The organism is Micrococcus sp., assembly GCF_034179925.1.
In the GTDB taxonomy this organism is placed as follows: Bacteria; Actinomycetota; Actinomycetes; order Actinomycetales; family Micrococcaceae; genus Micrococcus.
The window spans coordinates 19,468-40,763 of sequence record NZ_JAXFPG010000043.1; the positions used below are offsets into that span (position 1 = coordinate 19,468).

The window sequence follows — 21,296 nt, forward strand, 5'->3', positions numbered from 1 at the left end:
CGGACGACCGCGCACCGGCCAGGCGGCGCCCCCGCGCCCCGGCCACACCGCAGAGGGAGCAGAGAGAGCCAGTGCCTTCGATCATCGACCGCGTCCTGAAGGTCTCCGACAACCGTGTGCTCAAGCGCATGCGGGGGACCGTGGACGCCGTGAACGTCCTCGAGGACGAGTTCCGCGCCCTCTCCGACGCCGAGCTGCGCGAGGAGACCGACCGCTACCGGGCCCGCGTGGCCGACGGCGAGGACCTCGACTCCCTGCTGCCCGAGGCCTTCGCCGCCGTGCGCGAGGCCGCCGGCCGCACCCTCGGCCAGCGCCACTACGACGTCCAGCTGCTCGGCGGCGTGGCCCTGCACCGGGGCAACATCGCCGAGATGAAGACCGGTGAGGGCAAGACCCTCGTGGCCACCGCCCCGGCCTACCTGAACGCGCTCACCGGCAAGGGTGTGCACGTGGTGACGGTCAACGACTTCCTCGCCTCCTACCAGGCGGACCTGATGGGCCGCGTGTACCGGTTCCTGGGCATGGAGACCGGCGTGATCGTCGCGGGCCAGGAGCCGTCCGTGCGCCGCACGCAGTACGCCGCGGACATCACCTACGGCACGAACAACGAGTTCGGCTTCGACTACCTGCGGGACAACATGGCCTGGAGCCTGGACGAGCTCGTCCAGCGCGGCCACCACTACGCGATCGTCGACGAGGTGGACTCGATCCTCATCGACGAGGCCCGCACCCCGCTGATCATCTCCGGCCCGGCCCAGGGCGGCATCACCCGCTGGTACGCCGAGTTCGCCCGCCTGGTGCGCCGGCTCGAGGCCGGCGTGGACTACGAGGTGGACCAGAAGAAGCGCACCGTGGGCGTGCTGGAGCCGGGCATCGAGAAGGTCGAGGACGAGCTCGGCATCCACAACCTCTACGAGGCCCAGAACACCCCGCTGATCCAGTACCTCAACAACGCCGTGAAGGCCAAGGAGCTGTTCAAGCGGGACAAGGACTACGTGGTCCTCGACGGCGAGGTGCAGATCGTGGACGAGCACACCGGCCGTGTGCTCGCCGGCCGCCGGTACAACGAGGGCCTGCACCAGGCCATCGAGGCCAAGGAGGGCGTGGAGGTCAAGCCGGAGAACCAGACCCTGGCCACCGTCACCCTGCAGAACTACTTCCGCGGCTACGACAAGCTCTCCGGCATGACCGGCACCGCCGAGACCGAGGCCGCGGAGTTCACCTCCACCTACAACCTGGGCGTCGTGGTCATCCCGCCGAACAGGCCCAGGAAGCGGGTGGATCGCAACGACCTCGTGTACAAGAACGAGAAGGTGAAGTTCGACGCCGTCGTGAAGGACATCGCCGAGCGCCACGCCGCCGGCCAGCCGGTGCTGGTGGGCACCACCTCCGTGGAGAAGTCCGAGTACCTCTCCACCCTCCTGAGCCGAGCGGGTATCCGCCACGAGGTGCTCAACGCGAAGAACCACGCCCGTGAGGCGGCGATCGTGGCCCAGGCCGGCCGCCCGGGCGCGGTGACCGTGGCCACGAACATGGCCGGCCGCGGCACGGACATCATGCTTGGCGGCAACGCGGAGTTCACGGCCGTGGCCCGCATGCAGGAGCTGGGCCTGGACGCCCAGGAGCAGCCCGAGGAGTACGAGGCCCGCTGGCCGCAGGTGCTGGCCGAGGCCGAGGACGCCGTGCGGGCCGCCCGCGAGCAGGTCCGGGGGGCCGGGGGCCTGTACGTGCTCGGCACCGAGCGCCACGACTCCCGCCGGATCGACAACCAGCTGCGCGGCCGCTCGGGCCGTCAGGGCGACCCGGGCGAGTCCCGCTTCTACCTCTCGCTGACCGACGACCTGATGCGCAACTTCAACCCGGGCGCCGCCCAGCGCATCATGAACAGCGCCGCCATCCCGGACGACATGGCCCTGGAGTTCAAGATGGTCTCCTCGGCCATCCAGAACGCCCAGTCCCAGGTGGAGGGGCGCAACGCCGAGCAGCGCAAGAACGTGCTCAAGTACGACGACGTCATGAACCGCCAGCGCGAGGCGATCTACGCGGACCGCCGCTCCATCCTGGAGGGCGAGAACCTCGGTGAGCGGGTGCGCGGGTTCGTGGAGGACGCGGTCGGCGCGATCGTGGATGCCGCCACGGAGGAGGGCCACGCCTCGGAGTGGGATCTGGAGAAGCTCTGGGAGGACCTGCGGGGGCTCTACCCGGTGGGGGTGGAGGTCGAGGAGGTCGTGGCGGCCGCCGGCGGCCGGGGCCGTCTGACCGCGCAGACGCTGCGCCGCGAGCTGGTCTCCGACGCCCTGCTGGCCTACGACGACCGCGAGGCCGAGGTCGGCGCGGAGCCGCTGCGTGAGGCCGAGCGTCGGGTGGTGCTGTCGATGATCGGCCGGAAGTGGCAGGAGCACCTGTACGAGATGGACTATCTCAAGGAGGGCATCGGCCTGCGCGCCATGGCTCAGCGGGAGCCGCTGGTGGAGTACCAGCGTGAGGGCTTCATCCTGTTCCAGGCGATGCTCGCGGCCATCCGGGAGGAGTCGGTGCGGACCCTCTTCCACGCGCAGATCGCCGCCGCCCCCGCGCCCACCCAGCTGCCCGGCATCAAGGACGCCCGGGCCGCGACCATGGCCCCGCAGGTGTCCGTCGAGGGCCTGGAGGCTCCGCAGCGTCCGGCGGCCTTGCGCCTGACCGGTCCCTCGGAGGACGGAGACGCGGTGGAGACCGTGGACACCGGCAGCGGCACGGTCCCGGCGGGCACGAACCGTCGCTCCCGTCGTCAGGCTCGGCGCCAGGGCCGCGACCAGGCCTGAGGGCTGGTCGGGGTGCAGGCCTGAGGGTGGACCTGTGCGCCCGGGCCCGTCCCGGTGTGCGGGGCGGGTCGATCAGCCGATCTCGACCGAGGTGACCTTCCAGCGGCGCAGGCCCCGCTCCAGGCGCAGCGCGAAGGCGCGGGCGTGGCCGTCGCAGAGGATCGTCGCGCTGGCCTCCACCCGTCCCGGGGCGACCTCGCACACCCGTGCGCCCACCGGGCGGGGCGCCGCGCCCGTGGAGGGCCGGGTCTGCGTGCGCTCCAGCAGGTCCACACGGCGCACGAGTTTCTCGTAGACCTCCGGGGCCAGCCAGCCGGCGAGGTCCCGCAGCGGCCGACGCCCGGCCTCGGCGTCCACACAGGCCACGGCGACGACGGCGGCCAGCGAGCGCACGCGGCGTATCTCCTCCCGCTCCAGCTCCCGGCGGAGCCGGTCGCCCGAGGCGTCCGGCCGGGTCAGGCGTGGCGAGCCGGTGAGGCCGCGGGTCCGGGGGGCCGGACGGGTGGGCGCGGTGGCGAGGGCGGTCATCGTTTCCTCCTGGGTGCGGGTCGTGCGGTCGGTGGGGGTCGAGCGGTCGACGTGCCGGCCGAGGTCGGGCCGGACGGTGGTCTCGGTGGGGCTCATCGGGGGCCGTCCACCGGGGGCTGGGCCGGCGGCGAGGTCCATGCGGTGGTGGCCGGGACGACGTCGTCGGGGGCGTAGGGGGAGAAGGTGGGGGTCACAAGCACCGTGCCCACCGTCAGCAGGCTGGGGTCCGGTCCGATGACGCGCTGATTGGCGCGGTACCAGTCGCGCCAGCGGCGGTCGATCTCCAGGGCAGTGGCGTCCGGGCCCAGTTCCGCGGCGGCGATGTCCCAGAGGCAGTCGCCGGCCCGCACTGTCACCGTGGGTGCCTCGGCCAGGGGCCGGGGTGCGGCCGGGGCCTCGGGCGGGCGCGTGGTGGGTGCTCCGGGTGTCCACGCGGCCGTCGGCAGGGGCCGGGGCTCGCCCCCGGTGTGCGGGCTCGGCGCGGGGCGCGGCACGGACTCGATCCGCGAGACGGGCTCGGCCGCCGCGGCATCGGTGGGGGAGGCCCACCACCGGGTGTCCACGACCGACGTGGAGGCGGAGGGGCTCGTGCTGTGCCATGCGGGCGCCTCTGCGGCCATCGCGGCCGGGGTGCCGACCAGCTGGACCCCCAGCACCGCGGCGCCCACGCGGCGCAGCACGGCCGGGGTGATCCGTTCGCCCAGTCGCTGGAGGCGGCCGTCGCCGGTCCGGCTGCCCATCGCCAGCAGCGCCAGCCCGAGGACCCCGACCGTCCACCAGGCCGCCAGCGCCGCGCCGGCCACCGCAGCGGTGAGGCCGAGCAAGCGGCCGAGCTGCCCGGCGTCCGTGCCCGGGGCCGCGGTGAGCAGGGTGTGGGCGGCCAGTGCCGCCAGGGGCAGGGCTGCGGCCAGCAGTGCCGTCAGGGCGAGGTCCGACCCTCGGATGCCCTGCCCCCGCGTCTGCTGCCGGCTGTGCTGTGTCCGCTGCCGGGTGGACTGTGTCCTCTCCCTGCCGTGCTGGGCCATGATCCCTCCGCCGTCGTGCCTGCGGTGGCTGTGTCCACCGTCTGGGTGTTGCTCACAGTGAACACCAGGGGTCGAATGGTTGTCAATGGTGTCGTTTGATGTCGTTTGATGATGTCTGTTCACATGCCCAGGGAGGCGTGACGGCCGCGTACTGTGGCTCCATGCGGTGGGACGGACTGTTCGAGGACCTCGAGGCGCGGTGGGCCGGGCTGGCCCGGGAGCAGATCGTGGCGGACGCCGCGGAGCTCACCCGGGCCGAGTGGTCCCGCACGGATCTGCCCTCGCGTCTGCGCGGCGCGGTGGGCACCACCCTGCGGCTGCACCTGTCCGGAGGTCAGGCGCTCGACGTGCACGTCCAGGCCACGGGAGCCGACTGGGTCGGAGGGGTGCTGGCCGCCGCGGACTCGGTGATCGTCCCGCTGGCCTCGCTCGCCGCCGTCGAGGGGGAGCTGGGTGCTGTGCGCGAGGCGCCCGGCGGCGTCGTGCCGGAGCAGTCCATGGCCGCCGTGCTGCGCCGGGTGGCCCGGCTGCGCTCACCCGTGCGGGTGACGGGGGTGCAGGGAGCGGCCCTGGTCGAGGGGACCGTGGACCGCGTCGGCACCGACCACATGGACGTCGCCCGGCACGCTTGGGACGAGGCACGGCGACGCACGGCGGTGCGGGGCGGGATGACCGTCCCCTTCACGGGGATCGGCTGGGTGCAGGCGCTCGGGACGGTGCTGTGAGCACGGGCGGCGGTGATGCCCCGGCGCGCTGACGGCGCGGAGTGGCGATGCCGCGGGCGCTCAGGCCTGGGCAGAGTCGGCCTGGGCCCACTCCTGGACGCGGGAGCGGGTCACGGCCCGCTGCTGCTCCACGTACTCCTCGAGCCAGGACTCCTCGACGCGCCACTGATTGCGCCCGCCGACCTGGATGGCCTGCAGCTCGCCGCTGCGCACGAGGGTGCGGGCCTGGTGGCCGGAGATGTTGAGGATCTCCGCCACGTCGGTGAGGGTCAGGAATCGCTGCACTGCTGCTCCAGGTGCTCCAGGGATCGAATCGTCCGGGGGACGCGTGCTCACGCCCTCTGGCCATTGAACACCCCATGCCCCGGGGGAGGGCCACTTTTCCACAGATCGTGCCGGCATGCGTGGCCATGGGCGGGGGCTGTGGCTACCCTTCTGCGTGAATAGGCGTGACGGCGTCGCAGGAGGACGCCCACCGCCCCCGACCACAGGAGGGGAGACCACATGGACACGCGACGGACCGAGCCGAACGAGGGTGCCCGACTCCGGCGTCCGCGCTGGCGGGACCCGCGGCTGATCGTCGGGGTGGTGCTCGTCCTGCTGTCCGTCGCCGGGGTGGTCGCCCTGGTGGCGGGCGCCCAGCGCACGCAGACCTACTGGGCGGTGGCCCGCGACGTCGGCCCCGGCACCGCGCTGCGTTCGGAGGACCTCGTGCCGGTGGAGGTCCGTCTCGGCGACGGCGCGGACCGCTACGTGCCCGTGGACGGGGCCTCCCCGGAGGGCCGGATGCTCGCCGGCGCCGTCCGCCAGGGCGAGCTGGTCCCGGCCGGCGCCCTCGTGGATGTGGACCCGCACCGGCGCAGCCCGGTCGGCGTGCTGCTGGCCGAGCCGCTCCCGACGGGCACGGGCGTGGGCTCCCGCGTGGACGTATGGGCCGCCGCGCCCAAGGCCACCGGGCGCGGCCATGAGGAGCCCCGCCGCATCGCCGCGGGAGTGGAGATCGTCGAGGTCCAGGGCATCGACGGCGGCCTGGGGGCCCGTCCCGCCACCCGGGTGCAGCTGATGGTGGGGGAGGACATCCTGCCGCGGATGCTGCAGGCCGAGGTCTCGGACGCGCGTATCGCCCTGGTGCCCGCCCTCGAGGGGCGTTGAGCGTGCGGGTCGCCCTTGCCACCACCGTCCTGCCCGGCCTCGACCATGTGGGGCCCCTGGAGCGGGCCCAGCGGGATGTCACGGTCGTCCGCCGTGCCGCGGACCTCGCCGAGCTGATCGCCGTCGCCCGCTCCGGTCTCGTGGATGTGGCCCTCGTGGCCGACGGTGCGGACCGCCTCGACGCCGCCGTGCTCGAGGAGCTCACCACCGCCGCCCGGCCGGTCGGAGTGCTGGCCATGAGCGAGGTCCGCGAGGACCGCGCCCGTCTCAGGGAGTTGGGCGTGCCGTGCGTGCGCGCGGACATCCCGCCGCTGGAGCTGGCCCGCGTGGTGGCCGAGGTGGCCCGTGTGGCCGTCACCGGCGCGGAGGCGGACCCGATGCTCGGCGCGGACGAGCAGGAGGCGAGCGCCCCCGCCGGAGCAGGGGCGGGCGACGCTGCGGGCACGGGTGACGTCGACCGCTCGGCCATGGCGGCGGAGGGCGCTGGGACAGGGGAGGGAACCGGGGCCGCGGTGCCGTCGATCCCGGTGGAGTTCGCCGAGCGGACCGCTCCGGCCGCCCCGCCGGTCGCCGCCACGGCGGCGGACACCGTCTGGGGTGTCCCCGCGCCGCAGGGAGCCGGATCTCAGGGCACTGGGGTTGAGGGTTCGGGGGGTGAGGGCACGGGGACCACGACGCCGGCCGGGTCGCCCCCGACCCACCAGCCGCCGACGCAGTCGGCACCGGAGCAGTCGGTGTCGGGGCGTTCGGTGTCGGAGCAGCCGGGGCCGGCCCGGCCGACCTCTGACATTGCCGGCGCCCCGGCCGGGCCCGGTCCCCATCCGGCCCCCGCCACGGGCGTCGACGCCGCCGCCTCCGGGGCACGGCCGGAGCCGGCCCAGGTGCTCGTGGTCTGGGGGCCGACCGGCGCTCCCGGGCGGACGACGGTGGCCGTGAACCTGGCCGCCGAGACCGCCGCGGCCGGGCTGCGCACCCTGCTCGTGGACCTGGACACCTACGGCCCGGCCGTGGGTGTGCACCTCGGGCTCACCGAGGAGTCGGCCGGGGTCTCCCGTGCGGCCCGCCGTGCGGACCGGGGCCGCCTGACGGTGGAGGACGTCGTCGCCGCGGCCGTCCGGGTGAGGGTGGCCGGGGCACCCCTGGACGTGCTCACCGGGGTGACCCGCCCGGACCGCTGGCCCGAGGTGCGTGCCGGAGCCGTGGAGCGGATCCTCACGGTGGCCCGGCAGGGCTGGGAACGGGTGGTGGTGGACGTGGGCTTCTGCCTGGAGGAGGACGAGGAGCTCTCCTTCGACATTCCCGCACCGCAGCGCAACGGGGCCACCCTGGCCGCCCTGGGTGCGGCGGACCGTGTGCTCGCGGTGGGTGGGGCCGATGCCGTCGCCCTGCCGCGCCTGCTGCGGGGTGTGGAGGTACTCGGCCAGGCGGCCTCCGGTGCGGAGGTCGAGGTGGTGGTCAACCGGGTGCGGCCGGCGGCGTCCGGGGTCTCACCGGAGTCGCAGATCGCGGGGGTGTGGGCGCGCTACGGGCCGGACCTGCCCGTGGTGGCGCACCTGCCCTGGGACCCGTCGGCGGCGGACCGGGCCCTGCTCGGCGGCCAGGTGCTGGCCGAGGCGGCACCGCAGAGCCCCCTGCGCCGGGCGCTGGCGGAGCTGGCGCGCCGGGACCCGGCCGTGGCCCGTGCTGCCGCCGGACGCCCGAAGCGCCGTAGGCTGATCCCATGGCCCGCCCCCTCGCCTCGGACCCCCTGAGCTCCCACCCCGACCTGCCCGAGGAGGACCGGTCCTGGCTGCGGATGCTCGTGGGCGACTGGCAACTGGTGGCCGACCTCGCCCTGGCCGACCTCGTGCTGTGGTGCCCGGCCCCGATCGTGGAGGGCATCCCCGGCCCCCGGGGCTACATCGCCATGGCCCAGGTGCGTCCGTTCACCGCGCCCACCCTCTTCCAGCGGGACATCGTCGGCTCCCGTCCCCGCACGGACCTGCGGGCCCTCGTGGACCGGGTGTGGCACGCCGGCGCCCCCGCCGAGGGGCAGGGCCCGCTCGTGGCGCCCGGCGCCGGCCTCGAGGTGCGCCTGTGGCCGGTGGTCCGCGAGGGCCGGGTGATCGGCGTCGTCAGCGGCCACCAGGACCAGAACAGCCGACCGGCCCGCTCCTCGGTCGAGGACAACTACCAGGCCACCGCCGGCACGCTGCTGGACATGATCCAGCACGGCCGCTGGCCGGACCCGCAGGACCCGCCCTCGTTCTGGATCGGCGGCACGCCCCGGGTGGGTGACGGGCTCGTGGTGCTGGACGCCTCCGGGCGGGCCTCGTTCACCAGCCCCAACGCCGTCTCGGCCCTGCGCCGGCTCGGGGTGAACGCCACCGTCCCGGGCCACACCCTCACGGACCTGCTCTCGGGCACCGAGGCGGCCCGCCGCCCCTCCGACGAGGGCACCTGGACGCTGCTGAGCGGCCAGCGCCCCGGCCGGGCGGAGGTCCAGGCGCACGGGGCCACGCTCACCGTCCGCTCCGTGCCCCTGCGAGGACCCGAGGGCTCCCGCGGGGCCCTGCTGATGATGCGCGACGTCTCCGAGCTGCGCCGCCAGGAGGAGCGCCTGATCAGCAAGGACGCGACCATCCGCGAGATCCACCACCGGGTGAAGAACAACCTGCAGACCGTGGGCTCCCTGCTGCGGATGCAGGCGCGGCGCTCCTCCTCCCCGGAGGCGGAGCGGGCACTGCGGCAGGCGATGCAGCGGGTGGACACCATCGCCCTCGTGCACCAGACGCTCAGCGAGGAGATCACCGCCCAGGTCTCCGGCGACTCCCTGATGCGCCGTCAGTTCCGGCTGGCCGTGGAGGTCGCCGGGGACGGTCGGCCGCTGGAGGTCGAGGTCACAGGCACCGTGGGGGACCTGCCCTCCCACATCGCCACCTCCGCCGCGCTCGTGCTCAACGAGCTGGCCACCAACGCCGTGGAGCACGGCACCCGGCCCGACGGCGGCCGGGTCGCCCTGGAGGCCCGCCGGGAGCAGACGCCCGCCGGGGAGGTGCTGGTCCTGTCCGTGGTGGACGGGCCCGACGACCCCGCCGCCACCACCGCCTCGGCCGCGGCCGGCGCCCCGGCCCCGGAGGCCGCGTTCCCGGGCTCGTCCGCTGCCGGCGGGCTCGGGCTGAGGATCGTGCACACCCTCGTGGAGGGGGAGCTGCGCGGCAGCATCCGGTGGAGCACGACGCCGGGCGGCGGCACCCGCGCCACGGTCCGGATCCCGGTGGACTGACCGGGCCGGCCGCCCCGAGATCAGGAAGCGCGGGGTCAGGAGGCGCGGCGTGCGCGGGCGGCGCGGCGCTTCATGGCGCGGCGCTCGTCCTCGCTCATCCCGCCCCACACGCCGGAGTCCTGGCCGGACTCCATGGCCCACTTCAGGCAGGTGTCCACCACCTCACAGGTGCGGCACACGGCCTTGGCCTCCTCGATCTGCAGGAGGGCCGGGCCGGTGTTGCCCACCGGGAAGAACAGTTCGGGATCCTTGTCGAGGCATGCGGCCTTGCTGCGCCAATCCATGGATGTGCTCGCTTCCTGTCGGTGCGGTCGTCCCATGGCCACGGCGGACGCCCGGAGGAGGGTCAGCGGCCCGCGGCGGACGGCCCGGTCAATGCGACGGGGACCGAATCGCGCGTGGATCGGCCCCCGGAAATCTGGTGTCAGCAATCCTGGCACGCGGACTGGGGGCGAACAAGAGGTGAATGACGCAGATCACGCTCCGCTCGTGAGGGGTTGGTCACAGCGCCCTCGGGGCCCACCGCCCCGGTCCGACGGGGGGACGTACCGTGGCGGTACCGGGCCGCACCCACGGCGGGCCCGGACCGCACGCGGAGAGGACGGCCACCATGCCCAGCACCACGCCCGGACCGACCGGTCCCGCCCGGCCGGCTCGGCCCACCCCGCCCACCGGATCCGCCGGACCCGGCCGTCGCGGCCGCCTGTCGGCCCCCGTGCTGATTGTCGTGGCCGCTCTCGCGCTCCAGGCCGCGGCGATGCTGTGGCTCGGGGTGGATGCCCTGCGCCGGCTTGGGACGGGCGTGCTCGGGGTCGGCGCGACGGTCACCCTGGCCCTCGTCCACCTGGTGATCGGGGCGGGGATCGCCGTGGCCGCCGTCGCCCTGGCGCGCGGGCGGGCGTGGAGCCGCGGGGCCGGCGTTGCGGTCCAGCTGTTCGGGGTGCTGCTGTCCACGTGGCTGATGAGCCTGGGGGACCGAGTGCTGGGGACGGCCCTGCTGGTGGTCTCCGGGGCCGCGCTGATCTGCCTGTTCAGTCGCGCGGTGGCCGCGCACCTGGGCGCCCCCGCCCGGGGCTGAGCCGACGACGCCGGCCCCGCCCGCGCGTCGGGCGGGCACCGTGACCCATCGGCCTGGCGGGGGGGGGCAGGCGCGGCCCGGGGCCGGTGCCGGGGCAGCGCGGGCGGCCCGTCAGTTGACGGGGCCGGTGAACTTCTCACCGGGGCCCCTGCCCGGGGCGTCCGGGAACGGGGAAGCCTCGCGGAAGGCGAGCTGGAGCGAGCGCAGGCCGTCGCGCAGCGGACCGGCGTGCTGGCTGCCGATCTCCGGGGCGGCAGCGGTCACGAGGCCGGCCAGGGCGGTGATGAGCTTGCGGGCCTCGTCCAGGTCCACCAGCTCGTGGGCGTCCGGGGCGTCGGCCAGGCCCACCTTCACGGCGGAGGCGGTCATCAGGTGCACCGCGGTGGTGGTGATGACCTCCACGGCCGGCACCTCGTGGATCTCGCGCACCTCGGCGGGGGCCACGGCCTCCTCGAGGGCGGGGGAGCGGCGGTTCTGGGTGGGGTTCTCTTCCGTCATGGTGGTAAGCTTCCCACAGACCACTTCCGGTCCCAGGCTCTCCGCACGGGGTGTCCGGGGTCGGGAGCATCAAGTGGAGGCCTCCTCCCACCCGCGTCAGCAGGATCGCCCGGCACCCCCGGGCCGAGTTGCCGGGTCACCGTCCTCACGGGGTCGTCCGCCGTCACGGCGGTCGCCCCCAGCGGATGAAGGGTCCCCCTCGGGGACCGTTTCGAGGCCTCCCGTCTGCGCCGGCGCAGGGGAGGCCTTCTTCGTGGAGACGCCCCGCATCGGCGCGGAGACCCCCTCACGTCTCAGCACAGGAGCAGCACCATCAGCGATCCCCGCATCAACGAGCGAATCCGCGTTCCGGAAGTCCGTCTGGTCGGCCCGAACGGCGAGCAGGCCGGCATCGTCCGCATCGAGGACGCCCTCCGGCTCGCCGCCGAGGCGGACCTCGACCTCGTGGAGGTGGCCCCCACGGCCAAGCCTCCCGTCGCCAAGCTGATGGACTTCGGGAAGTACAAGTACGAGGCCGCCGTCAAGGCGCGCGAGTCCCGGAAGAACCAGGTGAACACCGTCCTCAAGGAGGTCCGGTTCCGCCTGAAGATCGATCAGCACGACTACGAGACCAAGACCGGCCACGCCCGGAAGTTCCTGAGCCAGGGCGACAAGGTCAAGGCGATCATCCAGTTCCGCGGCCGCGAGCAACAGCGCCCGGAGCTCGGCATCCGCCTGCTCGAGAAGTTCGCGCAGGACGTGGCCGAGCTGGGCAGCGTCGAGTCCCAGCCCCGCCAGGACGGCCGCAACATGGTCATGGTCATCGGCCCGCTGAAGACGAAGGCCGACGCCCGCGCCGAGCAGCGCAAGTCCTCGGACGGCGCTCACCGTGAGCGCAAGGGCGGCGGCTCTCGCCGCGACCAGGCCGCTCGCGAAGCCCGTGAGCGCGCCCAGGAGAAGGCCGCCAAGGACGCCGCGCCGGTGCGCAACTCCGTGGCGGACGCCTTCCCGGAACAGCTGAAGTCGTTCGCCGCCCAGCGTGAGAACGAGGCCGCCACGGCCCGCCCCGCGTCGGCGCCCCAGGCGAAGGCTCCGCGCCCGACGTCGGCCCCCGCGCCGTCGTCGTCTGCGCCGTCGTCGTCCGCTCCGGCCAAGCCCGCTGCGACCCCCAAGCCCGCCACGCCGGCGGCCGCGAAGCCTGCGGCTCCCCGGCCGGCCGCGCCGAAGCCCTCGGCCACCCCCAAGCCGATGGGGGCCCCGCCCAAGCCCGCCGCCCCCCGGGGCGCGGCGCCCAAGCCCCGGCCCCGCGACTGACGGCCCCCCGCCCAGCGGGGGATCGAGACCGACCCGTCCCGCAGGGGGCGGGGGAGAACAGCACTGCGACCCGCTTCCGCGCGTCGCACCTGAAGAACGAAGGAGAACGGCTGCCATGCCGAAGATGAAGACCCACAGCGGCACGAAGAAGCGCTTCCGCGTGACCGGCTCCGGCAAGATCATGCGCCAGCAGGCCAACCGTCGCCACTACCTGGAGCACAAGTCCTCCCGCCTGACCCGCCGCCTCGCCGGCGACCAGGTGGTCTCCAAGGCGAACCTGAAGACCATCAAGCGCCTGCTGGGCATCTGATCCCCCCGGTCTGCGGACCGGACCCCCACACTGAGCCCCGGAGCGGTGCAGACGCACCCCGAGGCACCGAAAGACAGAAGGAGTACGCACGTGGCACGTGTGAAGCGGGCAGTCAACGCCCACAAGAAGCGCCGGACGATGCTGGATCGGGCCTCCGGGTACCGCGGTCAGCGCTCCCGCCTCTACCGCAAGGCGAAGGAGCAGCTGCTCCACTCGTTCGTGTACAACTACCAGCACCGCCACAAGCGCAAGGGCGACTTCCGTCGCCTGTGGATCACCCGCATCAACGCGGCCGCCCGCGCCAACGGCATGACCTACAACCGCTTCATGCAGGGCCTCAAGCTGGCCGGCGTCGAGGTGGACCGTCGCATGCTGGCCGAGATCGCCGTCTCGGACGCCGCCACCTTCACGACCCTGGTGGAGACCGCCCGCAAGGCCCTCCCCGCCGACGTGAACGCTCCGGCCGCCACGCGCTGATCCCGCACCGCGGCCTACGCCGCACCGCACCGCCCAGGGGGCGGGCCCGCACCCGGGCCCGCCCCCTGGGCGCATCCGGTCCACGGGCGCCCGCCCACACCGTCCCATCCTGCCTGCACCGTCCGTCCTGCCCGACCGGCGCCCGAGCCCGAGGAGGCCCCGCGTGTCCCTGTTCACCGCACCCCCCATGGACAACCCCCGTGCCGACCGGGTCCGCGCCGTGGCCGCCCTGGCCGGCCGCTCCGCCCGACGCCGCAGCGGCACCTTCCTCGTGGAGGGCCCCCAGTCCTGCCGGGAGGCCCTGCGCGCCCACCTGGGGGAGGGGCCGTCCCCGGTGGCGCGTCAGTGGCCGGCCGGCCGTGTGCTCACGCAGGTGTTCGTGGACCCGGACCTGCCCCGGCGGGACCCCGGCCTCTCGGATCTGGTGGAGCGAGTCGTCGCCGCCGGCGGCCCCGTGGCGGTGCGCACGGCCACCGAGCAGGTGCTGACCGCGATGTCGGACGCCGTGACGGCCCAGGGCATCGTGGCCGTCGCCCGGATCCCTGAAGCCCTGGAGATGCCCGACCCGGCGCAGACGCCGCCGCTGGTGGCGGTGCTCTGCCGGGTGCAGGACCCGGGGAACGCGGGGACCATCCTGCGGGCGGCCGATGCCGCCGGGGCCGGGCTGGCTGTGCTCACGCCGGGCTGCGTGGACCCGTTCTCACCCAAGGCCGTCCGTTCGACCGCCGGCTCCCTGTTCCATGTGCCCCTCGCACTCGCGGTGCCGGTGCAGGAGGCCGCAGAGACGCTCCGGGGGGCGGGGCTGCAGGTGTGGGCCGCCGACGGCTACGGCGCCGACCGCCTGGACCTGCTGGGGCCCGAGACCGTGGGGGCGCCGACGGCCTGGCTGCTCGGCAACGAGGCCCAGGGCCTGGATGAGGCCGAGCGCGCCGTGGCGGACCGCCGGGTGGCGGTGCCACTGTTTGGGGCGGCGGAGTCCCTCAACGTGGCTACGGCGGCCACCGTGTGCCTCTACGCCACGGCCATGGCCCGCTCGCGCCGGGCCTGACGGGGCCGTGCAAGACAGAAGGGGCCGTGCAGGACAGAAGGGGCCTTGCATGACAGAAGGGGCCTTGCATGACGGAAGGGGCGGGGCACCGTCTCCGGGGCCCCGCCCCTTCCGTGCGGGAGGCTCCTGAAGGGGAGCCGTGCCTCGATCAGACGCGGGTGCCGCGACGACCGGTGATGGCCTGCCAGATGAAGGCCACGATCACACCGCCGAGGATCGCGAAGATCCAGGTGCGGAGCTCGAAGATCGAGTTGTTCACGTCGATGTCGAAGAGGGCGGAGGCGATCCAGCCGCCCAGGAGGGCGCCCAGCAGACCGGTGAGGAGGGCACCGATCCAGCCCGAGCCCTGCTCGCCCGGGAGGATGAGGCGGGCGATGGCACCGGCGATGAGGCCGAGGATGATCCAAGCGATGAAGCCCATGATGATGACCTTTCAGTGATGAAACATGCGGGGTACGTGACTTTACGTTAGCGGGGCACACGCCGCCCATGCCAGGTCTGCCCACCCGGTTCTTCCGTTTCTCTGCGATGGAATCCTCAGAACCGCATCATTCCGCGGGACGACGGCGGATCAACGTGAGGGAAAGCACCACGCCGAGGGCAGCGATTCCTGCACCCACGGCCGGGGGGACCTGCAGGGAAGCCCCCGCGCCGATGGCCGCAGCACCGACCCATGCCCCCATGGCGTTGGCCATGTTCAGAGCCGAATGGTTGAGGGACCCGGCCAGCTGGGGGGCGGAGGGGGCGGCGTCGACGAGCAGCACCTGCAGGGAGGGGGCGATGCCGGAGCCCGTGATCGCCACGAGGAAGAGCATGACGACCAGCCCGGGCCACCAGGAGGCGGTGGCCACCACGCCGAGCAGAGCCAGCGCGCTGCACGCGAAGGACAGGCGCAGCGTCATCACCGGGTCGCGGTCCGTCAGCGCCCCGCTCACCAGGGTGCCGACCACCATGCCCACGCCGTAGAGGCCCAGGACCGCCGGGACCCACCGCGGGTCCAGCCGGGCCACCTCCGTGAGCAGCGGGGTGATGTACGTGTAGAGGGCGAACATGCCGGCGAAGCCGATGACGCCGACCGCCACGGTGCCCCACAGGCGCCAGGAGGCCAGCCCGCGGACCTCGCGGCGCACGGTGGCCTCGGCGGGGGCGGGCACGCGGGGGACCAGGAACGCCGTCGCCCCCACGCAGAGCAGGGCGCAGCCGGCGACGATCACGAACATCCACCGCCAGCCCGCGGCCTGGCCGAGGGCCGTGGCGGCGGGCACGCCCACCACGTTGGCCACGGACAGCCCCGCCATGACCCAGCCGATCGCGGCCCCCCGCCGGGCCGGGCCGGCCAGGTGCGCGGCGGCCAGGGCGGCCGCGGAGAAGTAGGCACCGTGGGGCAGCCCGGAGACGAACCGGGCGACCATCATCGTGCCCAGATCCGGGGCCAGCAGGGAGGCGACGTGCCCGAGCACGAACACCGCCATCAGCACCATGCTGGACAGGCGGCGGTCGAACCGGGCCATGCCTGCGGCCAGCACAGGGGCGCCGATCACGACGCCCAGCGCGTACATGGAGATCAGGATGCCGCCGGCCTGCAGATCCACGCCGAGGTCCTCCACTGCGAGGGGCAGCAGGCCCATCATGGCGAACTCGGTGGTGCCGATCGCGAAGCTCCCCAGGGCCAGTGCGAGGATCGCGGGCAGCAGCGGAGCGCTGCGGCCCCGGAAGAGGAGGGCCTCGCCGCGGGCGGCGAGGTGGGCGGGGACAACGGGCGGCGGAACGGGTGCGGTCACCGCACCAGCCTACGGAGGGGCACCGACGACGACGGCCCGGGCCGATAGCCTGAGCGCATGACCTCCGCCACACCCGGCCCGCGGGCCGACACCGAGACCTCCGCCCACCGTGCCGTGGTGGGAGTGGCCCTGCTGGACCGCGCGGTGTGCCCGCGCCGACTGCTCGCGGCCCGGCGCAGCGCCCCGCCCGCCCTGGCCGGGCTCTGGGAGTTCCCCGGCGGCAAGGTGGAGCCGGGGGAGGGGGCGCGGGAGGCTGCCCGCCGGGAGTTCCTCGAGGAGCTCGGGGCGTCTGTGCGTCTGGGAGCGGAGGTGACCGCAGGCCATGCGGACGGGTGGCTGCTGGGCAACGGCGCCCGGATGAGGGTGTTCTTCGGTGTCCTCGAGCCGGACTCGTCCGAGCCCACCGCCCTCCAGGACCACGACCTGTTGGCCTGGACGGCTCTGGAGCACGAGGCGCTGCACGCCCTCGAGTGGATCCCGGCGGACCGGCCCATCGTGGAGGCCTTGCTGGCCGCCCTGGCCGATCCTGCCGGGGCCGGGACCCAAGCCGACGACGGATCTCAGGACCCCGTGGGCTGAGTCCGCTCCCGCTGCGGGCCCGGGAACGGATGCGGGGCGGACCCTCCGGCCGGAGTGCCGGGACCCACCCGCCGGTCGCCGTTCCCGGACCGCAGGGTCTGCGCTTCCCATCGCATGGTTCCAGTAGAACACATCTTCGAATCTCCTCGCAAGAGTGTTCGATCCGGCCCATCTGGGGCTAGGCTGGCGGGCATGGCCGAGCGTGTCCTCCTCACCGGATTCGAGCCCTTCGACGGCGCCGCCCACAACCCGTCCTTGGCCGCCGCCCGGGACGCCGCGGCCCGGCTGCAGTCCCAGGGCGTGGCCGCCGTCGCGGTGGAGCTGCCCTGCGCCTTCACCGACGCCGGGCCGGCACTGCGGGCCGCCCTGGCCCGCCACGAGCCGACGGCGGTGGTGGCCACGGGCCTGGCCGGCGGCACGGACCGGGTGCGCGTGGAGCGCATCGCGGTGAACCTCCAGGACGCCCGCATCCCGGACAACGCCGGCGACCGCCCCGTGGACCGTCCCGTGCGCGAGGGCGGGCCCGCCGCCCTGTTCGCCACCCTGCCGGTCAAGCGCGCCGTCCACCGGATCCGCTCCGCCGGCGTCCCGGCCGCGCTCTCCCTCTCGGCGGGCTCCTTCGTGTGCAACCACGTCATGTACACCCTGCTCGACGCCCCCGCCCCGGCCCGTGCCGCCGGGTTCGTCCACGTGCCCTGGTCCCTCGAGCACCGTCCGTCGCCCTCGGAGCCGGCCCTGCCCGCCGAGCAGCTGGCCCGCGCCGTGGCCGAGGCCGCCCTCGCGGCGCTGGAGGGCGGCCCGGACCTCGACGTCCCCGGCGGCGCGCTGCACTGACACAGACACCGAGACCGACGCCGGCCCCGACCCGCGCCCCGGCCCACATCCAGGTCCGCGCGTCGGGCGAGGGGACGGCGTCGACATGGTGCTCAGCCTGCGGCGGCGGTGTCCGCCCCGGACACTAGACTGGCCCGAAGGCCGACGCCGGCCCCGCCCTCCGGGGCGGACCGCCCCTGCGCGGGGCCCGGCGTCACGGCACCGACCCTGTGACCGCACCCATCCGTGAAGGTGGTCCCCATGACATCCAGCCCCGAGACCGGCGCGGACGACGCGCCGCAGATCTCCCCCGTGGACGCCGAAGCGGTGGAGGGCGCCGTCCAGGCGGCCCTCGCCGCGTTCGACGCCGCCGCCGACCTCGACGAGCTCAAGGCCGCCCGCCTGGCCCACACCGGCGACCGCGCACCCCTGAGCCTCGCCAACCGCGGCATCGGGGCCCTGCCCAAGGAGCGCAAGGCCGAGGCCGGCAAGCTGCTGGGCGGTGCCCGCGCCCGCATCGGCAGGGCCCTGGCCGCCCGCACCGAGGTGCTGGAGGCCGAGCAGGCCGAGCGCATCCTCCGCGAGGAGACCGTGGACGTCACCGCCGCGGTGCGCCGTCGTCGGGTCGGGGCCCGCCACCCGCTGTCCCTGACCATGGACCGTGTCTCGGAGATCTTCGTGTCCATGGGCTGGGAGATCGCCGAGGGCCCCGAGGTCGAGTCCGAGTGGTTCAACTTCGACGCCCTGAACTTCGCTCCGGACCACCCGGCCCGCGAGATGCAGGACACCTTCTTCGTGGAGCCCGCCGAGGCCCACCTGCTGATGCGCACCCACACCTCCCCGGTGCAGATGCGCTCCCTGCTCGAGCGCGGCGCGCCCGTCTATGTGCTCTGCCCGGGCCGCACCTTCCGCACCGATGAGCTGGACGCCACCCACACCCCGGTGTTCCACCAGTTCGAGGGGCTGGCCGTGGACCGCGGCCTCACCATGGCCCACCTGCGCGGCACCCTCGAGTACTTCGCCCGGCAGATGTTCGGCGAGGAGGCCGCCATCCGCCTGCGCCCCAACTTCTTCCCCTTCACCGAGCCCTCCGCGGAGCTGGACGTCTGGCACCCCGGCGCCAAGGGCGGGCCCCGCTGGATCGAGTGGGGCGGCTGCGGCATGGTCCACCCGAACGTGCTGCGCGCGGCCGGCCTGGATCCGGCGGAGTACTCCGGGTTCGCCTTCGGCATGGGCGTGGAGCGCACGCTCATGTTCCGCAACGAGGTCCCGGACATGCACGACATGATCGAGGGTGACATCCGCTTCTCCCAGCACTTCGGAATGGAGGTCTGATCCATGCGCATCCCCCTGGACTGGCTGCGGGAGTTCGTGCCCGTGCCCGCCGAGCACCACGCCGAGGACGTCATGGCGGACCTCGTCCGCGTCGGCCTCGAGGAGGAGGACGTCCACCGCCCGGCGGACGCCCTGCAGGGCCCGATCGTCGTCGGGCAGGTTCTCACCCGTGAGCCCGAGCCGCAGAAGAACGGCAAGACCATCAACTGGTGCAGCGTGTGCGTGGTCCCCGAGGGGCAGGAGCAGACGCTCACCGGCGAGGGCATCGACCCCTCCGGGGTGCAGGGCATCGTCTGCGGCGCCCACAACTTCGAGGTCGGGGACAAGGTCGTCGTCACTCTGCCCGGCGCCGTGCTGCCCGGCGACTTCCGCATCACCCCGCGCAAGACCTACGGCCACCTCTCCGCCGGCATGATCGCCTCGGCCCGCGAGCTCGGCCTCGGCGACGACCACGAGGGCATCGTCGTGCTCTCCGACCTCGGCCTGGATCCGGAGCTCGGCACCGACATCCGCGACGTGCTCGACCTGCGCGGCGAGGCCGCCGAGATCAACGTGACCCCGGACCGCGGCTACGTGTTCTCCATGCGCGGCGTGGCCCGTGAGTACGCCCACGCCACCGGCCTGCCGTTCACGGACCCGGCCGACGCCGTCGAGCCCCCCGCCGCGGACGACGCCGGCCTGCCCGTCACACTCGCCGACGACGCCCCCATCTACGGCACCCCCGGCTGCACCCGGTTCGTGGCCCGCACCGTCTCCGGCGTGGACGCGTCCCGCCCCACCCCGCCGTGGATGGCCGCGCGCCTGCGCCTGGCCGGGATCCGCACCGTCTCCCTGCCGGTGGACATCTCCAACTACGTCATGTGGGAGCTCGGCCAGCCCCTGCACTTCTATGACGCGGACACGCTCACCGGCGGCCTCACCGTCCGCCGCGCCGCCGCCGGGGAGACGCTCACCACCCTCGACGGCAAGGAGCGCACCCTCGACGCCGAGGACCTCGTCATCGCGGACGAGGACGGCCCCGTCGGCCTGGCCGGCGTCATGGGCGGCGAGCGCACCGAGGTCTCCGACACCACCGGCTCGATCGTCATCGAGGCCGCGAACTTCGACCCGGTCTCCATCGCCCGCACCCGCCGCCGTCACCGTCTGCCCTCCGAGGCCTCCAAGCGCAACGAGCGCGGCGTGGACTGGGAGATCGCGGACGAGGCCGCCGAACGTGCCGTCCAGCTGCTCGTGGAGCTCGCCGGCGGCACCGCCGAGCCCGGTGTCACCGACGTCGGCACCCGCCCCGAGTCGGCCGTCGTGCGCATGCGCGCGGACCGGCCCACCGAACGCGTGGGCGTGGAGTACACCACCGAGGAGGTCGTCGAGACCCTCCGCGCCCTCGGCGCGCAGGTCGAGGTCGCCGAGGCCGACGACGGCCGAGTCCCGGAGCTCACCGTCACCGCCCCCTCCTGGCGGACCGACCTGACCATCCCCGAGGACCTCGTGGAGGAGGTCGCCCGTCTGCGCGGCTACGACCAGATCCCCTCCGTGGTCCCCGTGGCCCCGCCCGGACGCGGCTTCACCCGCGCCCAGGCCCAGCGCCGCCGCGTGATCGCGGCGCTCGCGGCCGCCGGGCACACCGAGGTGCTGTCCTACCCGTTCGTCTCCGCCGAGCAGAACACGCTCTTCGGGGCCGCCACGGACGAGGCCGCCGCGGACCTGCCGATGGTCTCCCTGGCCAACCCGATCTCCTCCCAGTTCCGGTTCCTGCGGCGCTCGCTGCTGCCGGGCCTGGTGGAGACGGCCCGGCGCAACCTGGGCCGCGGTGCCCGGAGCCTGGCCCTCGTGGAGATGGGCCTGGTGTTCCTGCCGGGCAGCCGGCAGGGCTCCGCGTCCGTGCCGCCGCGTGCCGTGCACCCGGATGCCGCGACCCTGGCGGACCTTGAGGCCGGGATCCCGGAGCAGCCCTGGCATGTGGCGGGTGTGCTCCTGGGGGAGGACGCCCCGGCGGGCCCGGGTCACAGCCCGCGTGCCCTGGACTGGCAGGACGCCCTCGGGGCCGCCCTGGACGTCGCGGACGTGCTGGGTGCCGAAGTGACCGTCCGTCAGGGCCGCCACCACGCGTTCCACCCCGGCCGCACCGCCGAGCTGGTGGTCGCCGGGGCGGACGGGGAGACGGTCGTGGGCGTCGCCGGCGAGCTGCACCCGCAGTGGCTCGAGGCCGAGGACCTGCCCGCGCGCACCAGCGTGTGGGAGCTGGACCTGGGTACCCTGGGTGCCGCCGCCCCGGACACGGTGGTCGCCGCCGCGCTGTCCACCTACCCGGTGAGCACGCAGGATGTGGCCCTCGTGGTGGCCGGGGACGTCGTCGCCGGGGACGTCCGGGCGACGCTCGCCGAGGGCGCCGGCCCGCTGCTGGAGTCGGTCGAGCTGTTCGATGTCTACACCGGTGCCGGGGTGCCGGAGGGGCACAAGTCCCTCGCGTTCAGTCTGCGCTTCCGCGCCCCGGACCGCACGCTCACCGCGGAGGAGGCCTCCGAGGCCCGTGCCGCAGCGACGGCGCTGGCCGCCGAACGGCACGGTGCGGTCCAGCGCTGACCCCA

At 74.4% G+C, this 21,296-nt stretch carries 21 protein-coding genes; 14 read left to right on the top strand and 7 right to left on the bottom strand.

Features of this window, described 5'->3' with window-relative positions; genetic code table 11:
* The first annotated feature begins 71 nt into the window (after window positions 1-71).
* The gene (gene secA, locus SPI96_RS08465; RefSeq protein WP_321081929.1) at window positions 72-2,804 is read left to right on the top strand and encodes a preprotein translocase subunit SecA; all 2,733 of its coding nucleotides are present in this window, start codon (window positions 72-74) and stop codon (window positions 2,802-2,804) included.
* A gap of 72 nt (window positions 2,805-2,876) precedes the next feature.
* Here the strand turns inward: secA and SPI96_RS08470 are convergent, their stop codons facing one another.
* Together SPI96_RS08470 and SPI96_RS08475 are read right to left on the bottom strand one after the other, a co-directional pair.
* Complete coding sequence (locus SPI96_RS08470) at window positions 2,877-3,428, bottom strand: Rv3235 family protein (RefSeq protein ID WP_321081930.1); 552 nt, start codon at window positions 3,426-3,428, stop codon at window positions 2,877-2,879.
* Window positions 3,425-4,357, bottom strand: coding sequence for a LysM domain-containing protein (locus tag SPI96_RS08475; protein ID WP_321081931.1), 933 nt, complete (start codon window positions 4,355-4,357; stop codon window positions 3,425-3,427). Before SPI96_RS08475 ends, SPI96_RS08470 begins: the two co-directional genes overlap by 4 nt.
* A gap of 161 nt (window positions 4,358-4,518) precedes the next feature.
* On the opposite strand from SPI96_RS08475, the gene SPI96_RS08480 reads away from it, so the two are divergent.
* A complete protein-coding gene (locus SPI96_RS08480) occupies window positions 4,519-5,082 on the top strand; it encodes a hypothetical protein (RefSeq protein WP_321081932.1) in 564 nt (187 codons plus the stop codon).
* A 60-nt stretch (window positions 5,083-5,142) separates the two neighbouring features.
* Here the strand turns inward: SPI96_RS08480 and SPI96_RS08485 are convergent, their stop codons facing one another.
* Complete coding sequence (locus SPI96_RS08485) at window positions 5,143-5,367, bottom strand: helix-turn-helix domain-containing protein (protein ID WP_321081933.1); 225 nt, start codon at window positions 5,365-5,367, stop codon at window positions 5,143-5,145.
* A gap of 219 nt (window positions 5,368-5,586) precedes the next feature.
* On the opposite strand from SPI96_RS08485, the gene SPI96_RS08490 reads away from it, so the two are divergent.
* From SPI96_RS08490 to SPI96_RS08500, 3 genes are read left to right on the top strand one after another with little or no spacing between them, the layout of a single operon-like run.
* A complete protein-coding gene (locus tag SPI96_RS08490; protein ID WP_321081934.1) occupies window positions 5,587-6,234 on the top strand; it encodes a flagellar biosynthesis protein FlgA in 648 nt (215 codons plus the stop codon).
* A 2-nt stretch (window positions 6,235-6,236) separates the two neighbouring features.
* Window positions 6,237-7,985 (top strand): ATPase, encoded by a 1,749-nt coding sequence (locus SPI96_RS08495; RefSeq protein WP_321081935.1) that lies wholly within the window; start codon window positions 6,237-6,239, stop codon window positions 7,983-7,985.
* Entirely contained in the window at window positions 7,955-9,499 is a 1,545-nt protein-coding gene (locus tag SPI96_RS08500; RefSeq protein ID WP_321081936.1) for a sensor histidine kinase, read from the top strand. The genes SPI96_RS08495 and SPI96_RS08500 overlap by 31 nt, the downstream gene beginning before the upstream one ends.
* Before the next feature lie 35 nt (window positions 9,500-9,534).
* On the opposite strand, the gene SPI96_RS08505 is transcribed toward SPI96_RS08500, so the two are convergent.
* A complete protein-coding gene (locus tag SPI96_RS08505; protein WP_321081937.1) occupies window positions 9,535-9,783 on the bottom strand; it encodes a WhiB family transcriptional regulator in 249 nt (82 codons plus the stop codon).
* Between the two features lie 326 nt (window positions 9,784-10,109).
* On the opposite strand from SPI96_RS08505, the gene SPI96_RS08510 reads away from it, so the two are divergent.
* Window positions 10,110-10,577, top strand: coding sequence for a hypothetical protein (locus tag SPI96_RS08510; protein ID WP_321081938.1), 468 nt, complete (start codon window positions 10,110-10,112; stop codon window positions 10,575-10,577).
* A 111-nt stretch (window positions 10,578-10,688) separates the two neighbouring features.
* Here the strand turns inward: SPI96_RS08510 and SPI96_RS08515 are convergent, their stop codons facing one another.
* Window positions 10,689-11,075 carry a DUF1844 domain-containing protein gene (locus SPI96_RS08515; RefSeq protein ID WP_321081939.1) on the bottom strand — a complete coding sequence of 129 codons (387 nt, stop codon included), beginning with the start codon at window positions 11,073-11,075 and terminating at the stop codon, window positions 10,689-10,691.
* Window positions 11,076-11,435: 360 nt separating this feature from the next.
* On the opposite strand from SPI96_RS08515, the gene infC reads away from it, so the two are divergent.
* From infC to SPI96_RS08535, 4 genes are all read left to right on the top strand, one after another.
* The gene (gene infC, locus SPI96_RS08520; protein ID WP_414601933.1) at window positions 11,436-12,368 is read left to right on the top strand and encodes a translation initiation factor IF-3; all 933 of its coding nucleotides are present in this window, start codon (window positions 11,436-11,438) and stop codon (window positions 12,366-12,368) included.
* A gap of 115 nt (window positions 12,369-12,483) precedes the next feature.
* Window positions 12,484-12,678 carry a 50S ribosomal protein L35 gene (gene rpmI / locus SPI96_RS08525; RefSeq protein WP_321081940.1) on the top strand — a complete coding sequence of 65 codons (195 nt, stop codon included), beginning with the start codon at window positions 12,484-12,486 and terminating at the stop codon, window positions 12,676-12,678.
* A gap of 90 nt (window positions 12,679-12,768) precedes the next feature.
* Window positions 12,769-13,155 (top strand): 50S ribosomal protein L20, encoded by a 387-nt coding sequence (rplT, locus tag SPI96_RS08530; RefSeq protein WP_321081941.1) that lies wholly within the window; start codon window positions 12,769-12,771, stop codon window positions 13,153-13,155.
* A 187-nt stretch (window positions 13,156-13,342) separates the two neighbouring features.
* Window positions 13,343-14,203, top strand: a complete 861-nt coding sequence (locus SPI96_RS08535) for an RNA methyltransferase (protein WP_321081964.1) — start codon at window positions 13,343-13,345, stop codon at window positions 14,201-14,203.
* Between the two features lie 148 nt (window positions 14,204-14,351).
* On the opposite strand, the gene SPI96_RS08540 is transcribed toward SPI96_RS08535, so the two are convergent.
* Window positions 14,352-14,624 (bottom strand): GlsB/YeaQ/YmgE family stress response membrane protein, encoded by a 273-nt coding sequence (locus SPI96_RS08540; RefSeq protein WP_321081942.1) that lies wholly within the window; start codon window positions 14,622-14,624, stop codon window positions 14,352-14,354.
* 127 nt (window positions 14,625-14,751) lie between these two features.
* Window positions 14,752-15,984, bottom strand: a complete 1,233-nt coding sequence (locus tag SPI96_RS08545; RefSeq protein WP_321081943.1) for an MFS transporter — start codon at window positions 15,982-15,984, stop codon at window positions 14,752-14,754.
* 57 nt (window positions 15,985-16,041) lie between these two features.
* Here SPI96_RS08545 and SPI96_RS08550 point away from each other — a divergent pair, with 57 nt between their 5' ends.
* From SPI96_RS08550 to pheT, 4 genes are all read left to right on the top strand, one after another.
* Window positions 16,042-16,563: an NUDIX domain-containing protein gene (locus SPI96_RS08550; RefSeq protein WP_321081944.1), complete on the top strand. Its 522-nt coding sequence runs from the start codon at window positions 16,042-16,044 to the stop codon at window positions 16,561-16,563.
* A 192-nt stretch (window positions 16,564-16,755) separates the two neighbouring features.
* Window positions 16,756-17,397: a pyroglutamyl-peptidase I gene (locus SPI96_RS08555; RefSeq protein WP_321081945.1), complete on the top strand. Its 642-nt coding sequence runs from the start codon at window positions 16,756-16,758 to the stop codon at window positions 17,395-17,397.
* A gap of 240 nt (window positions 17,398-17,637) precedes the next feature.
* Complete coding sequence (gene pheS, locus SPI96_RS08560) at window positions 17,638-18,711, top strand: phenylalanine--tRNA ligase subunit alpha (protein WP_321081946.1); 1,074 nt, start codon at window positions 17,638-17,640, stop codon at window positions 18,709-18,711.
* A 3-nt stretch (window positions 18,712-18,714) separates the two neighbouring features.
* Window positions 18,715-21,291, top strand: a complete 2,577-nt coding sequence (pheT, locus tag SPI96_RS08565) for a phenylalanine--tRNA ligase subunit beta (protein WP_321081947.1) — start codon at window positions 18,715-18,717, stop codon at window positions 21,289-21,291.
* The last annotated feature ends 5 nt before the right edge of the window (window positions 21,292-21,296 follow it).

Coding starts and splice junctions, on each gene's coding strand:
- SPI96_RS08470 (WP_321081930.1), bottom strand. CDS start 3,428: ATGAGCCCCACCGAGACCACCGTCCGGCCCGACCTCGGCCGGCACGTC.
- SPI96_RS08475 (WP_321081931.1), bottom strand. CDS start 4,357: ATGGCCCAGCACGGCAGGGAGAGGACACAGTCCACCCGGCAGCGGACA.
- SPI96_RS08480 (WP_321081932.1), top strand. CDS start 4,519: ATGCGGTGGGACGGACTGTTCGAGGACCTCGAGGCGCGGTGGGCCGGG.
- SPI96_RS08490 (WP_321081934.1), top strand. CDS start 5,587: ATGGACACGCGACGGACCGAGCCGAACGAGGGTGCCCGACTCCGGCGT.
- SPI96_RS08500 (WP_321081936.1), top strand. CDS start 7,955: ATGGCCCGCCCCCTCGCCTCGGACCCCCTGAGCTCCCACCCCGACCTG.
- SPI96_RS08505 (WP_321081937.1), bottom strand. CDS start 9,783: ATGGATTGGCGCAGCAAGGCCGCATGCCTCGACAAGGATCCCGAACTG.
- SPI96_RS08510 (WP_321081938.1), top strand. CDS start 10,110: ATGCCCAGCACCACGCCCGGACCGACCGGTCCCGCCCGGCCGGCTCGG.
- SPI96_RS08515 (WP_321081939.1), bottom strand. CDS start 11,075: ATGACGGAAGAGAACCCCACCCAGAACCGCCGCTCCCCCGCCCTCGAG.
- rpmI (WP_321081940.1), top strand. CDS start 12,484: ATGCCGAAGATGAAGACCCACAGCGGCACGAAGAAGCGCTTCCGCGTG.
- SPI96_RS08535 (WP_321081964.1), top strand. CDS start 13,343: ATGGACAACCCCCGTGCCGACCGGGTCCGCGCCGTGGCCGCCCTGGCC.
- SPI96_RS08540 (WP_321081942.1), bottom strand. CDS start 14,624: ATGGGCTTCATCGCTTGGATCATCCTCGGCCTCATCGCCGGTGCCATC.
- SPI96_RS08550 (WP_321081944.1), top strand. CDS start 16,042: ATGACCTCCGCCACACCCGGCCCGCGGGCCGACACCGAGACCTCCGCC.
- SPI96_RS08555 (WP_321081945.1), top strand. CDS start 16,756: ATGGCCGAGCGTGTCCTCCTCACCGGATTCGAGCCCTTCGACGGCGCC.
- pheS (WP_321081946.1), top strand. CDS start 17,638: ATGACATCCAGCCCCGAGACCGGCGCGGACGACGCGCCGCAGATCTCC.
- pheT (WP_321081947.1), top strand. CDS start 18,715: ATGCGCATCCCCCTGGACTGGCTGCGGGAGTTCGTGCCCGTGCCCGCC.